The organism is Streptomyces sp. NPDC053541 (assembly GCF_044544705.1).
Classification (GTDB): domain Bacteria; phylum Actinomycetota; class Actinomycetes; order Streptomycetales; family Streptomycetaceae; genus Streptomyces.
In genome coordinates this window covers 161,266-174,639 of the sequence record NZ_JBITXM010000005.1, presented here as the reverse complement: position 1 = coordinate 174,639, position 13,374 = coordinate 161,266, and the positions used below count along the sequence as shown (strand labels likewise).

Below are 13,374 nucleotides of genomic sequence, written 5' to 3'. Positions count from 1 at the left end.
GGTCGCGGGACCCGGTCACCGGACCCGCCGTGGGTTTCGGCGGGCGCGGGCGGGACACCCGCCGGGCATGACCAGCTTCCAGGGACTCCCGCGGCCCGGTCCGCCCCCGGACCGCGGGCCCGGCCCCGCACTCAGGGCGATGGACCGGCTCGCGGCCTCCTCGCGGGCCGACGGCGTGATCGACGCGGTACGGGACGCGGTGCGCCGGGTGCCGCTCGGCGCCGCCCGCGACGTGCTCCACGGCCGACCGCTCGGGCACCCCGCGCACCCGCTGCTCGTCCAGCTGCCCCTCGGGGCGTGGCTGTCCGCCGCCCTCCTCGACCTCACCCCGGGCGGGCGGCGGCCGGCCCGGCTCCTGGTCGGCGCGGGCCTCGCGGTCGCCGGCCCCGCCGCGGTGTCCGGCTGGGTCGACTGGGCCGAACTGCGACGCCCGCAGCAGCGCGTCGGACTCGTGCACGCCGCCGCCAACATCACCGGGGTGCTCTGTTACGCGGTCTCCCTGCGCCACCGCTGCCTCGGCCGGTACGTGCGGGGCCGGCTCTGGGGCTTCGGCGGTCTGGCGGCGGTCGGCGTGGGCGGCGCGATCGGCGGGCACCTCGCCTACCGGATGGCCGCCGGCCCGGACCACGCCGAGCCGGTCGCCGTCCTCGTACCGCCCGGCTGGCACCGGGTGGAGGAGCTGCCCGAGCCGCTCGACCTGCCCGAGGGGCGCCCCGCGCCGGCCCGGGTCGGCGGGATGCCGGTGGTCGTCGTCCGGACCGGAGCGGACGACACGGCGCCCGCCGTGCTCGCCGGCCGGTGCGCCCACCAGGACGGGCCGCTCGCGGACGGCGAAGTGGTGGACGGCTGCCTGGTCTGCCCCTGGCACGGCAGTCACTTCCGGCTCGACGACGGCTGGAACGTGACCGGCCCGGCCACGGCGCCGCAGCCGGCCTTCGACACCCGCCTCGTCGACGGCCACCTGGAGGCCCGGCTCCGCACCCCGTGACGCCCGAGTCCCGCTCCGCACCCCGTGACGCCCGGCGCCCGCCGTTCCGCTCGGATGCCGGGGCGAGCCGGGCGTGATGTGCTGGCTGGAGGGGGTGAACCAGCCTCGCGAGGAGGAGAACCGCCATGGCGATCTTCGTCCACGCCGTCCTCGACGGCATCACCACCGACCAGTACGACGCGCTGAACGCCCGGCTCCAGACCGTGCCCGGCATCTTCGAGGGGTGCGTCTCCCACACCTGCACCACCACGGACAAGGGCCTGGAGATCTTCGACACCTGGGAGAGCGAGGAGCACATGAAGGCCTTCGGCGAGAAGATGATGCCGATCGCCGCGGAACTGGGCCTCCCCGAGATCCCCTCGGAACCGCGTGTCCTTCCCGTGCACAACCAGTGGACCCCCGGCGGCGCCGGCTGACCGCCCGCCCGCGCCCGGCCTTCCGCACCACCCCTGACGGACCGTCACCGGCGCGAGGGCCGGGGCCCGCGGCGGGAAATTCCCGTGCGGCCGGGCGCGGCGCTGGTAGACTGGCGGACCCCGATCCCTCGACGAGGAGCACAGACATGGTGGTGGACGACGACATCTCCGGGTGATACCCGGACCCGGCAGACCACCGGCCCGCGGCACGACGCGCGCCGAGGTGGTCCCCTCGTCGTCCCCTTCCGCCCCTGTCTGCCCGACGGGCCGGCCGCCTCCCCCGTGCGTCGACGCCGGGGTCGAGGCGGCGCGCCCGTCCTCCCGTACCACCGAGAGGTCGCCCATGTCCGCCGCATCCGTCATCTGCTCCCAGCTGTCCTTCTCCTGGCCCGACGACACCCCCGTCTTCCAGGACCTGTCCTTCACCGTCGGCGCCGGCCGGACCGGACTCGTCGCGCCCAACGGCAGCGGCAAGAGCACCCTGCTCAAGCTCATCGCGGGCGAACTGCGGCCCACCGCGGGCAGCGTCGTCGTCGACGGCACCCTCGGCCACCTGCCGCAGAGCCTCCCGCTCAGCAGCGGCACCACCGTCGCGCAGGTGCTCGGCATCGACGCGATCGTCCGGGCCATCGACGCCGTCGAGTCCGGCGACGTCGACGAACGGCACTTCACCACCATCGGCGACGACTGGGACATCGAGGAGCGCACCCGCGCCCAGCTCGACCGGCTCGGCCTGGGCGGGCTCGCCCTCGACCGGGTCCTCGACACCCTGAGCGGCGGCCAGATCATCACCCTCGGCCTCGCCGCCCAGCTCCTGCGGCGGCCCGACGTGCTGCTCCTCGACGAGCCGACCAACAACCTCGACCTCGACGCCCGGCACCGGCTCTACGAGGTCCTCGACGACTTCAACGGCTGCCTGCTGCTCGTCAGCCACGACCGCGCGCTGCTCGACCGGATGGACCGCATCGCCGAGCTCGACCGCGGCCAACTGCGGCTCTACGGCGGCACGTTCACCGCGTACGAGGAAGCCGTGCGGGCCGAGCGGGAGGTCGCCGAGAAGAACGTCCGCAACGCCGAGCAGGAACTCAAGCGCGAGAAGCGCGAGATGCAGCAGGCCCGCGAGCGCGCCGAACGGCGGCAGAGCAACGCCGCGCGCAACCTCAAGAGCGCCGGACTGCCCAAGATCTTCGCCGGCACCATGAAGCGCGGCGCCGAGGAGTCCGCCGGACGGGCCGGGCAGATGCACGCCGCCCGGGTCGGCGAGGCGAAGGCCCGCCTCGACGAGGCCGAGCGCGCCCTCCGGCAGGAGCAGCGGCTCGCCCTCGACCTGCCCGACACCCGGGTGCCCGCAGGCCGCACCCTCTTCCACGGGGAGGAGCTCCGGGTCCGCCTCGGCGACCGCGAGCTCTTCACCGCGCCCGGCGCCGGCCTCGACATCCGCGGCCCCGAGCGCATCGCCCTGACCGGCCCCAACGGCGCCGGCAAGAGCACCCTGCTCAAGCTGGTCGCCGGTGCCCTCGACCCCGACGGCGGCACCGTCAGCCGCGCCGACGGGCGGGTCGCGTACCTCTCGCAGCGGCTCGACCTGCTCGACCCGGACCGCACCGTCGCCGAGAACTTCGCGGACCGGGCCCCCGAGCGCCCCGAGGCGGAGCGGATGACCCTGCTGGCCCGCTTCCTCTTCCGCGGCGCCCGCGCCCATCTGCCGGTCGGCGTCCTGTCCGGCGGCGAACTCCTGCGCGCCACCCTGGCCTGCGTCCTCGGCGCCGACCCGGCCCCGCACCTGCTGCTGCTCGACGAGCCCACCAACAACCTGGACCTGGTGAGCGTCGCCCAGCTGGAGAGCGCCCTCAACGCCTACCAGGGCGCCTTCCTGGTGGTCAGTCACGACGAGCGCTTCCTGCGCGAGATCGGGGTGGGGCGCCGGCTGCACCTCGCCCACGGAGAGCTGAAGGAGACGGCGCTGCCGGGGGAGTAGCCGGGAGTCCGTGGCGGACCGGTGAGGTTTCACCGGTCCGACCTCTGGCGGTCATGCGGCGTGGTTGACGCGCGTCGACCCGGTCGGCGAGCCTCGGGGGCGGCCCGGTTCACGGGCCGCCCCAGGCTCGTTCGGCGATGGAGGTCCGATGCCCAGATCCAGCGCTCAGTCCCGCCCCGTACGCCTGCTGCTCTCGTTTGTCATGCTCCTGTCGTCAGCGGTGCTCGGCGTGCTCGCCACGGCCGGCCCCGCCCAGGCCGACGCCTGCTACACCTGGTCCCGCACCCTCTCCCAGGGCGCCGGCGGCGCCGACGTGACCGCCCTTCAGATCCGGGTCGCCGGCTACCCCGGCTACGGCGGCGTCCTCGACATCGACGGCTCCTACGGCCCGGCCACCGCCGCCGCCGTCAAGCGCTTCCAGTCCGCGTACGGCCTGGCCGCCGACGGCGTCGCCGGCCCCGCGACCTTCAGCAAGATCTACGCCCTCCAGGACGACGACTGCACCCCGGTCCACTTCTCGTACGCCGAACTCAACACCTGCAACACCACCTGGGCCGGCGGCGCGGTCAGCGCCACCACGGCCAAGGCCAACGCCCTGCGCACCATGTGGAAACTGGAGGCGCTCCGGCACGCCCTCGGCGACGCCCCCATCCGGGTGACCAGCGGCTTCCGCAGCTACAGCTGCAACTCGGCGGTCGGCGGCTCCAGCACGAGCCGCCACCTCTACGGCGACGCCGCCGACCTCGGCGCCGGCTCGCACTCCCTGTGCACCCTCGCCCAGCAGGCCCGCAACCACGGCTTCAACGGCATCCTCGGCCCGGGCTACCCCGACCACGACGACCACACCCACGTCGACCACCGCCCCAGCCGCTACTGGTCCGCCCCGACCTGCGGCATCTGAGCCCCACCGGACACCCGGGCACCGACGACCGGGCCCAGGAAGCGGATGTGCGGGCGCCCGTCCGGCTCCGGCCGGGACACGGCCGCCCGCACCCCGTACACCTCCGCGATCAGCTCCTCCGTCAGGACCCGCTCCGGCGGGCCGTCCGCCACCACCCGGCCGGCCCGCAGCACCACCAGGTGATCGCAGTACATCGCCGCCAGGTTCAGGTCGTGCAGCGCGATCACACTCGTCAGCCCCAGCCCCGACAGCAGCGCCAGCAGGTCCAACTGGTGCTGGATGTCCAGGTGGTTGGTCGGCTCGTCCAGCAGCAGCTCACGCGGCTCCTGGGCCAGCGCCCGCGCGATCTGGACCCGCTGGCGCTCCCCGCCGGAGAGCGTGCGCCACGCCCGGTCCGCCCGGTCGGCCAGCCCCGTGCGGGCCAGCGCCGAACGCACCGCCGCCGCGTCGCCCGCCGAGGCCGGGGCCCAGGCCCGGCGGTGCGGGACGCGCCCGAGCCGTACCACGTCCGCCACCGTCAGATCGACCTGCGTGTCGGCGTGCTGCTCGACCGTGGCCAGCCGCCGCGCCACCGCCCGGCGCGGCAGCCCGGCCAGCGGATCGCCGTCGAGCGTCACCACCCCCGCGTGCGGGGCCAGCACCCCCGCAAGGACCCGCAACAGGGTCGACTTCCCCGAACCGTTCGGCCCCAGCAGCCCGGTCACCTGACCCGGGCGCGGGGCCAGGCACACCCCGTCGAGCAGCACCGCACCGCCCGCCGTCCGCGACACGCCCTGCGCGCGCAGCCCCTCCCCGGCGCCCGTCACCGGGCCGTCCCCCGCGCCCGGTACAGCACGAGCACGAACGCCGGCACGCCCACCAGCGAGGTCACCACACCCACCGGCACCTCCTGCGGATCGAGCACCGTACGCGCCAGCGTGTCCGCCCACACCAGGAACACCGCCCCCGCCAGCGCCGTCAGCGGCAGCAGCCGCGCGTGCCCCGGCCCGGCCAGCAGCCGCACCGCGTGCGGCAGGACGAGACCGACGAAACCGATCGCCCCCGCCGACGCCACCAGCGCGGCCGTCAGCAACGCCGTCACGCACAGCAGCACCACCCGGGTACGGGCCACCGCCACCCCGAGCGAGGCCGCCGCGTCCTCGCCGAACGCGAAGGCGTCCAGCGTCCGCGCGTACCCGCCGCAGACCACCAGCGCCACGGCCAGCACGGCCGCGCACACCGCGACGTCCGTCCAGCCCGCCCCGGCCAGCGAGCCGAGCAGCCAGAACAGCACGCCCCGGGTCGTCTCGGCGTCCGCCGCCGTCATCACCACGAACGAGGTCAGCGCCGAGAACAGCTGCATCGCGGCCACCCCGGCCAGCACCACCCGGTCCGTCGAACCGCCGAGCACCTGGCTCAGGAACAGCACCAGGGCGAAGGAGAACACCGCGCCCACGAACGCGCCGGCCGACACCGACACCGCCCCGCCGCCCACCCCCAGGACGACCACCGCCACCGCCCCCGTCGACGCGCCCGACGACACCCCGAGCACGAAGGGATCGGCCAGCGGATTGCGCAGCAGCGACTGCATCACCGCACCGCAGACCGCGAGCCCCGCGCCGCACACGGCCGCCAGCAGCGTCCGCGGCAGCCGCAGGTTCCACACGATCCCGTCCCGGATCGGACTCACCGGCGCCGCGCCGCCCCCGCCGAGCCGGTCGAGCAGCACCGACCACACGTCGGCCACCGAGATGTCGGCCGGTCCGATCGTCACCGCGACGGCGACCGACAGGACGAGCAGCGCCGAGCCGCCCGCCCCGGCGAGGAGCGGCAGGCTCCGCGGGGACCGGCTCACGCGGCCGGGCCGAGGGCCCGCAGCGCCGCCGCGAGCTTCTCGACGCCCTCGACCGTGCGGATCGTCGGGTTCATCGCCTGCCCGCTGAGGATCACGTACCGCTTCTTCCGCACCGCCGTCATGTTCTTCGTGACCGGATGCGACTGAAGGAACTCGATCTTCTTCGCGGCGCTCTCCGCCGACTGCGCCCGCCGGGTCAGATCGGCGATCACCAGCACGTCCGGATCGCGGTCGGCGACCGTCTCCCAATTGATCTGCGGCCACTCCTCCTTGGTGTCGTCGAAGACGTTCCGCACCCCGAGGGTCCGGCTCACGATCCCGGGCGCCCCGCAGCAGCCGGCCATGTAGGGACCCTGCGCGTCCGAGAACCAGTAGAGGACGGACCGGCCTCCGAAGTCCGCGCCCTCGCGGGCCTTCGCCACCCGCGCCCGCAGCTCGCCGATCAGCTTCTCGCCGCGCTCCGGCACGCCGAACACCCGGGCCAGGTCCCGGATCTCGCCGTACACCGTGTCCATGGTCAGCGGCCGGGTGCGCACCCCGTCCCCGTCCCCGCTGTTGTCCTTGCCGACGCAGTCGGCGGGGGAGACGTACGTGGGCACGCCGAGCTGCGCGAAGCGCTCGCGCGGGGCCACGCCGCCCTTGCCGAGGGTGTAGAGGAAGGAGGCGCTGACGAAGTCCGGCTCGGTGTCGAGCACCTTCTCGAAGGAGGGGTAGCGGTCGGCCAGCCGGGGCACGGAGGCGTTCGCCTTCTCCAGGCCCTTCAGGACCGGGTCCGTCCAGGTCGCGGTGCCCACCATCCGGTCCGCGAGGCCCAGCGACAGCAGGATCTCGGCCGAACCCTGGTCCAGGGCGACGGCCCGGCGCGGCGGCGCGGCGACGGTGACCCGCTGCCCGCAGTCGTCGTCGAGGACCACGGGGAAGCCGCCCTTTCCGCCGCCCTTGCCGGAGCCCGGGCCCCCGGTGTCCCCGGAGGCACCGGCGGCGGCCGGCCCTCCGGTGCCGCAGCCGGCGACCAGCAGGGTCCCGGCCAGCAGCAGGGCGGCGCGACGAAGGGCACGGGCGGGGTGTGCGAGGGGCACGCGGAAATCCTCTGCGTCCACGGCTCATACGCGGAGCCTGTCGTACGGTTCTCCCCGGACGGCGTCGGTCGCGCGCCGGGGCCGCCAGCAGGTCTTCGGACTCGGGGTCACCCGGACGGGACGCCTTCCCGGGGCGCACGCCGGCGCTCCCGCCGCACGCGCCCCAGTGGCCGATGCCCCGCCCGTCACCCTCACCGCTGCGCGTCAGCTCCGGATTCGCACCGGATTCCCTGACCCGTGCGCGCGACGTCCGCTCACGCGGCGCCCGCACAGAGGTACGACTGGCCCGGGCAAACTACCACAGGCCGATCATGCTCCTGGGGGGGCGCCGGGGCCGGCGCGTGATCCTCTACGAGCGCCGGTCCGGGCCGCGCTGATCCGTGCCGGCGGGCCGCTGCCCGGCCGGCCGGAACATTCCGGTGACCGCTTCCGCCGTACGGCAGACGGGGCGGCCGGCGGCGCGCTACCGTGGTGGTGGGCCCGGCCTCGCACCTCCCCCGTGTGCGACGGCCGGGTCCGCCTTGCATGGTGCGGCGGTTCGGCCGGCCGCCGGGAGGACCGTCCGGGGAGGCGGCGGGAGCGGAGGGTGCGGTGTGACGGGAATGACGGTCGTGACGTTCGTCCTGGCGGGCCTGCTCCTGCTGATGGCCTGTGTCCCGGCGGACCGCGTCCGCGCCTGGCGCACCGCCCGCCACCCCGGTGCGCCCGAGGTCTCCGGCGCCGCCTTCGCCGTGGGCCGGCTGCTGCTCGTCACGATGGCGGTCCTGGGCATCGTCACCGGCTTCCGGGGCCTCTCCGTGCAGGACGACGCCGAGTGGAGCGACGAGGAGCTGACCTCGGCCGTCGAGGGCGCGACCGGCTCGCTCGACGGGAGCTCCGCGACCGGCCTCCCGGGCCAGGGGCCCGAGACCGCGGGGGACTTCGACGGGTTCGCCCTCCGCGTCGAGGAGGAGATCGCGGCGCACGGCGCCGGTGACGCCCCGCGGTTCGGCGTCGACGCCGAACCGGCGGACGACCCGACGGCGAACCGCGCGCGATACGCCATCTCCGCCCGCGGCGCCACGGTCTCCTTCTGCATGCACGTCACCCGCCGCCACTCCGGCTACACCGAGACCGTCGCCCCCGGCGGCCTCGGCGAGTCCTCCAAGGTGCGGCTGCCCACCTTCTCCTACGCGGTGCGCACCAGCCCCGGGACCTGCTAGGCCCTGTCCGGAAGGTTTCGCCTGGCTCGCGGTGTCTGGCACGCCGTCCCCCGTGGCCCTGCGGGCACGGGCGGTGCCCCCACGCCGTGTTGTCGTCGGTCGCCATGGCACGCCTCGTCTCCGCCCCCTCGGCCTGGCGGCCGGGGAGGTGCCCCCACCTCCGCCGTGCGGTCGCACGCACCGGACACCGCGAGCCCTGCCCGGCGGGCAGACGACGCCACTTTCCGGACAGGACCTGGCGCCGCTGTCGGTGGCGGGAGTTAGGGTCGCGGGCATGGTCGACGACGCCGCCCTCCGTGCCACCCGCGAGGCCTACGACACCGCCGCACCCCTGTACGCGGAGCTGTTCAGCGACTCGCTGCGCGACAGCCCGCTGGACCGGGCGATGCTGGGCGCCTTCGCCGAGGCCGTCCTCGGCACGGCGGCTCCCGGCGGCCCCGGCGGGCGGGTCGCGGACCTGGGGTGCGGGCCCGGTTACGTCACCGCGCATCTGGCCGCCTCGGGGCTCGACGCCTTCGGCGTGGACGCCTCGCCCGCGATGATCGGCCTGGCCCGGAAGGCCTTTCCCGGGCTGCGCTTCGAGGTGGGTGCGATGGAGGCCCTGGACCTCCCGGACGGCGCCCTGGCCGGCATCCTCTCCCGGTGGTCGCTCATCCACACCCCGCCGGCCGAAGTCCCGGCCGTCCTGGCGGAGTTCCACCGCGTCCTCGCACCGGGCGGCCACCTGCTGCTGGGCTTCTGGGCCACCGACGGCGCCAGCCCCGCCACGGAGGTCTTCGACCACGCGGTCGCCCCGGCCCACCGCTGGTGGCCCGACCGGCTCGCGGAGCTGCTCCGCGAGACCGGCATCACGGAGGTGGCCCGTCTGATCCGCGCCCCGCAGCCCACCGACCGCCGCCGGTTCCCGGAGGTCCACCTGCTGGCCCGCAGGGCGTAGCCCCTGGCGGTTCTAGGCCCCGGCATCGGCCCCGTCCGCAGCGCCACCCTCGGTGCCGTCCGCGAGGACCCATGCCTCGCCGGGGCGCCGGGGGCGGCGGTGGACCAGGCGGAGGCGCGGGACCGCCTGCTCGTCCTCCGCCTCGACGAGGACGTGGCCGTGCGCGTGCAGCCGGTGGGCGCGGGCCCGGACGGCGCTCTCGCCCGGGCCCAGCTCCGCGTCCAGGCGTACGTCGAGGCGCACGGCGGCCTCGGGGACCGCGCCGCCGTACACCGGGCCGAGACGGCGCACGCGCTCGAGCGATGCGGCGGCCACGCCGTCGAGGCCCACCGGGACCACGTCCGTGTCGAGTGGGGGGATGAACCAGGTCTCGTACGCCACACCCGGCGGGTCCAGCTCCTTCAGACGGTACTCCCGACCGCATCCGCCCGGTTCCTGACGCCCCATCGGCCCCTCGCTCTCCATGTCCTGGTGCCAAGGACAACCACGACGACGGCGCTCCTCTGCCCGCGAACGAGTCCCTGGTGGGGGCGCACGGGCGCACGGCGAGGCGCCCGCCGCCCGCACCGTGACCCCTCACTCCCCGTCACCACCCCCGACCGCCCTTGCCTCCGCCCCTTCCCATTGCAACGCGGTTGTTGCGTTTGGCGTCAGCGTCATTGCATCATTTTCCGCTCTCTGACCTGCCGTTAAGAGATTTGTAGCGTTGACGCATCTGTGAACGCAACGTAGCTTTCTCGATGTCCGAACACGTCATGTCGCGAGTTGAGGAACGGTCATGAGTGCACCCCAGCAGTCCCCTGAGTCCCCTCAGTCCCCTGCGTCCCCGCAGCCCCTCACGACGCCCACGACGCGTCGGCCCGGCTGCCCCTTCGACCCGCCGGCCGAGTTCACCGAGGCCCGCCGGCAGGGCCCCATCAGCCCCTTCACCCACATCGGCGGCAAGCCCGGCTGGCTGGTCACCGGTCACGACCTGGTGCGCTCGGTCCTCGCCGACCCGCGCTTCAGCTCCCGCAAGGACCTGCTGAACGTGGTCGACTTCGAGGTCCCGCCCGCCCCGCCCGGCGAGTTCCTGCTCATGGACGACCCGGACCACAGCCGCTACCGCAAGCCGCTCGTCAGCCGGTTCACCGCCCGCCGGATGCGGCTGCTCGGCGAGCGCATCGAGCAGATCACCGCCGACTGCCTGGACGCGATGGAGGCGGCCGGGCCGACCGCGGACCTGGTCACCGCGTTCGGCAAGCCCATCCCCACCATCGTCATCTGCGAGATCCTCGGCGTTCCCTACGCGGACCGCGCGTCCTTCCAGGAGCAGATCGACACCTTCATGAGCGGCGAGACCAGCGACGAGGACCTCGTCGCCGCCTACACGGCGACCCAGGAGTACCTCGCCGGGCTCGTCGCGGCGAAGCGCGCGCACCCCACCGACGACGTGCTCAGCGAGCTCACCGAGACCGACCTCACCGACGAGGAGCTCAAGGGCATCGCGCTGATCCTGCTCGCCGCGGGCTTCGACACCACCGCCAACATGCTCTCGCTCGGCACCTTCGCCCTGCTCCAGCACCCCGAGCAGCTCGCCGCGCTGCGCGCCGAACCCGCCCTGATCGACCAGGCGGTCGAGGAGCTGCTGCGCTACCTCAGCGTCGCCAAGTCCTTCATGCGGACGGCACTGGAGGACGTCGAGCTCGGCGGCGTGACCGTCACGGCCGGCACCACCGTGCTCCTCTCGTACAACACCGCCAACCGCGACCCCGAGCGCTTCGACGACCCGCACGTCCTCGACATCCGGCGCAAGCCCGTCCCCGGCGGCCACCTCGCCTTCGGCCACGGTGTCCACCTCTGCCTGGGCGCGCAGCTCGCCCGGATCGAGATGCGGGTCGCCCTCACCGCGCTGCTCGACCGCTTCCCGACGCTGCGCCTCGCCGTCCCGGCCGAGGAGGTCGCGCTGCGCCCGGAGACGGCCGACATCTACGGCGTGAAGAGCCTCCCCGTCACCTGGGACGCGTGACCGTACGGCACCGGGGTCAGGTCTCCTCGCGGGTGCCCCGGGCGGCACCCGCCGAGGCGGCCACCACGCACAGCACCGCGAGCCACTGCGTCCAGCGCAGCGCCTCCCCCAGCACGAGCAGCCCGATGAGGGCCGCCATCGCCGGTTCGAGGCTCATCAGGATGCCGAACACCCGGGGCGGCATCCGGCGCAGCGCCTCCAGGTCCAGCGAGTACGGCACCACCGAGGACAGCAGCGCCACCCCGAGCCCCGCGAGCAGCACCCACGGCTGCAGCAGCGCGGTGCCGCTGTCGGCCACCCCGACCGGCACCGCCACCAGGGCCGCCACGCCCATGCCGAGGGCGAGCCCGTCGCCCTCCGTCGTCCGCCGGCCGAGCGCCGCGCCGACCAGGATGTACAGCCCCCAGAACAGGCCCGCGCCGAGCGCGAACACCAGGCCGAGCACGTCCAGTTCGCCGTGTCCCTCGGTCAGCAGCACCACCCCGGCTCCGGCCAGCAGCGCCCAGAACGCGTCCAGCCACCGCCGCGACCCGGCGAGCGCCACCCCGAGCGGCCCGAGGAACTCCACCGTCACCGCGATGCCCAGCGGAATCCGGGACAGCGACAGATAGAAGCACAGGTTCATCAGACCGAGCGTCACCCCGTAGCCCAGCACCACGGCCCAGGTCCGGCGGTCCAGCCGCACCGAGGGACGCCACACCGCCAGCAGCACCGCCGCCGCGAAGACCAGCCGCAGCGCGACCGTCCCGAAGCTCCCGACGGCGTCGAAGAGCTGCTTCGCCACCGCCGATCCCAGCTGCACGCTGACGATCCCCAGCAGCACCAGCGCGGTCGGCGGCACCGCCCCCAGCGCCCGCCCCGCCGCACCGGGGGCCCGCGTGGTCGTCCTGCCGTCGTCGGTCGAGGTCATGCGCGGATTGTCGGCGACGCACCCCGGCCGGGCATCCGAATATCCGCCGCATGGTCCACATCCGGCCACGGCACGCGCGCGGGTCTCGCGGCACCCGCACCGCCGCCGTACGGCCCCGGTCCCGCCCGCCACTTCCGCCCCACCGCACCCGCCGCCGTGGCACAGTGGCCCCATGTGCGGCCGATACGCCTCCACCCGGAGCCCCCAGGACCTGACACGTCTCTTCGACGTGACCGAGTGGCGCCCCGAGGAGACCCTCGAACCCAGCTGGAACGTCGCGCCCACCGACCCCGTGTACGCCGTCCTCGAACGGCCCGCCCGCCACGGCCACGGCGCCCGCGGAGCGGACGCGGACGGGGACGGGGGAGAGGGCGAGGTGCGCCGCGAGCTGCGGGCGCTGCGCTGGGGACTCGTACCCTCCTGGGCGAAGGACGCCAAGGGCGGCGCGCGGATGATCAACGCGCGGGTCGAGACCGTCCACGAGAAGCCCGCCTACCGCAAGGCCTTCGCCAGGCGCCGCTGTCTGCTGCCCGCCGACGGCTTCTACGAGTGGGACCCGGTCACCGACGCCACCGGCAAGGTCCGCAAGCAGCCGTACTTCATCCACCCCGCCGACGACGGCGTGATGGCGCTCGCCGGGCTCTACGAGTACTGGCGCGACCCCGACGTCGCGGACCCCGACGACCCCGGCGCCTGGCTCATGACCTGCACCATCATCACCACCGAGGCCACCGACGCGGCCGGCCGGGTGCACCCCCGGATGCCGCTGGCCCTCACCCCCGAGCACTACGACACCTGGCTCGATCCGCACCACCAGGACACCCACGACCTGCGCGCCCTGCTCACCAGTCCCGCAGGCGGCCGGCTCGACGCCCGGGCGGTCTCGCCCGCCGTCAACAACGTGCGCAACAACGGCCCGCACCTGCTCGACCCGGCCGGCTGACCGTCGACCCCCGGCGGCGCCCCGGGGGCCCGACGGCCGCCGCCACCCGGGCGGCAGCCGGCCCGATGATCCATGTCACGGCCCGGAGACCTTCAGACCACGGTCCGCCACCCCGTAGCGTGACGCAGACGAACCGGCCGCTCGCCGAGTGCGACGCGGCCGGCGCCCACGGCCGCGA

The 13,374-nt window shown here is 74.8% G+C and carries 13 protein-coding genes and 1 riboswitch; of the genes, 8 read left to right on the top strand and 5 right to left on the bottom strand.

Translation table 11 applies throughout. The features are described 5' to 3' along the window. Positions 1 to 67 precede the first annotated feature (67 nt). The 4 genes from ACIGW2_RS14585 (at position 68) to ACIGW2_RS14570 (ending at position 4,283) form a co-directional block, all read left to right on the top strand. Positions 68 to 988, top strand: coding sequence for a Rieske 2Fe-2S domain-containing protein (locus ACIGW2_RS14585; protein ID WP_399843776.1), 921 nt, complete (start codon positions 68 to 70; stop codon positions 986 to 988). Positions 989 to 1,113: 125 nt separating this feature from the next. Continuing rightward, positions 1,114 to 1,404 (top strand): hypothetical protein, encoded by a 291-nt coding sequence (locus ACIGW2_RS14580; RefSeq protein ID WP_391654996.1) that lies wholly within the window; start codon positions 1,114 to 1,116, stop codon positions 1,402 to 1,404. Positions 1,405 to 1,747: 343 nt separating this feature from the next. After that, complete coding sequence (gene abc-f / locus ACIGW2_RS14575) at positions 1,748 to 3,382, top strand: ribosomal protection-like ABC-F family protein (RefSeq protein ID WP_399843773.1); 1,635 nt, start codon at positions 1,748 to 1,750, stop codon at positions 3,380 to 3,382. Positions 3,383 to 3,530: 148 nt separating this feature from the next. Then, positions 3,531 to 4,283, top strand: a complete 753-nt coding sequence (locus ACIGW2_RS14570; protein ID WP_391654998.1) for a D-Ala-D-Ala carboxypeptidase family metallohydrolase — start codon at positions 3,531 to 3,533, stop codon at positions 4,281 to 4,283. Here ACIGW2_RS14570 and ACIGW2_RS14565 read toward each other — a convergent pair. The 3 genes from ACIGW2_RS14565 to ACIGW2_RS14555 are packed head-to-tail and all read right to left on the bottom strand — an operon-like array spanning position 4,253 to position 7,196. Further along, positions 4,253 to 5,089, bottom strand: coding sequence for an ABC transporter ATP-binding protein (locus ACIGW2_RS14565; RefSeq protein ID WP_399843771.1), 837 nt, complete (start codon positions 5,087 to 5,089; stop codon positions 4,253 to 4,255). The genes ACIGW2_RS14570 and ACIGW2_RS14565 overlap by 31 nt on opposite strands. After that, positions 5,086 to 6,117: a FecCD family ABC transporter permease gene (locus ACIGW2_RS14560; RefSeq protein WP_391655000.1), complete on the bottom strand. Its 1,032-nt coding sequence runs from the start codon at positions 6,115 to 6,117 to the stop codon at positions 5,086 to 5,088. The genes ACIGW2_RS14565 and ACIGW2_RS14560 overlap by 4 nt, the downstream gene beginning before the upstream one ends. Then, positions 6,114 to 7,196: an ABC transporter substrate-binding protein gene (locus ACIGW2_RS14555; RefSeq protein ID WP_391655001.1), complete on the bottom strand. Its 1,083-nt coding sequence runs from the start codon at positions 7,194 to 7,196 to the stop codon at positions 6,114 to 6,116. The genes ACIGW2_RS14560 and ACIGW2_RS14555 overlap by 4 nt, the downstream gene beginning before the upstream one ends. Before the next feature lie 89 nt (positions 7,197 to 7,285). After that, a riboswitch (cobalamin riboswitch) is annotated at positions 7,286 to 7,428 on the bottom strand. 370 nt (positions 7,429 to 7,798) lie between these two features. Between ACIGW2_RS14555 and ACIGW2_RS14550 the strand changes: the two genes are divergently transcribed. Continuing rightward, a complete protein-coding gene (locus tag ACIGW2_RS14550) occupies positions 7,799 to 8,398 on the top strand; it encodes a hypothetical protein (protein ID WP_391655002.1) in 600 nt (199 codons plus the stop codon). Positions 8,399 to 8,672: 274 nt separating this feature from the next. Continuing rightward, on the top strand, positions 8,673 to 9,335 hold the full coding sequence (locus ACIGW2_RS14545) for a class I SAM-dependent methyltransferase (RefSeq protein WP_399843769.1): 663 nt from the start codon (positions 8,673 to 8,675) through the stop codon (positions 9,333 to 9,335). Positions 9,336 to 9,347: 12 nt separating this feature from the next. Here the strand turns inward: ACIGW2_RS14545 and ACIGW2_RS14540 are convergent, their stop codons facing one another. Next, the gene (locus ACIGW2_RS14540) at positions 9,348 to 9,782 is read right to left on the bottom strand and encodes a hypothetical protein (protein WP_391655004.1); all 435 of its coding nucleotides are present in this window, start codon (positions 9,780 to 9,782) and stop codon (positions 9,348 to 9,350) included. A 331-nt stretch (positions 9,783 to 10,113) separates the two neighbouring features. Here ACIGW2_RS14540 and ACIGW2_RS14535 point away from each other — a divergent pair, with 331 nt between their 5' ends. Then, positions 10,114 to 11,343: a cytochrome P450 gene (locus ACIGW2_RS14535; RefSeq protein ID WP_361582566.1), complete on the top strand. Its 1,230-nt coding sequence runs from the start codon at positions 10,114 to 10,116 to the stop codon at positions 11,341 to 11,343. 16 nt (positions 11,344 to 11,359) lie between these two features. Here the strand turns inward: ACIGW2_RS14535 and ACIGW2_RS14530 are convergent, their stop codons facing one another. Further along, positions 11,360 to 12,253: a DMT family transporter gene (locus ACIGW2_RS14530; protein ID WP_391655006.1), complete on the bottom strand. Its 894-nt coding sequence runs from the start codon at positions 12,251 to 12,253 to the stop codon at positions 11,360 to 11,362. Between the two features lie 172 nt (positions 12,254 to 12,425). On the opposite strand from ACIGW2_RS14530, the gene ACIGW2_RS14525 reads away from it, so the two are divergent. Next, positions 12,426 to 13,196: an SOS response-associated peptidase gene (locus ACIGW2_RS14525; protein WP_391655007.1), complete on the top strand. Its 771-nt coding sequence runs from the start codon at positions 12,426 to 12,428 to the stop codon at positions 13,194 to 13,196. The last annotated feature ends 178 nt before the right edge of the window (positions 13,197 to 13,374 follow it).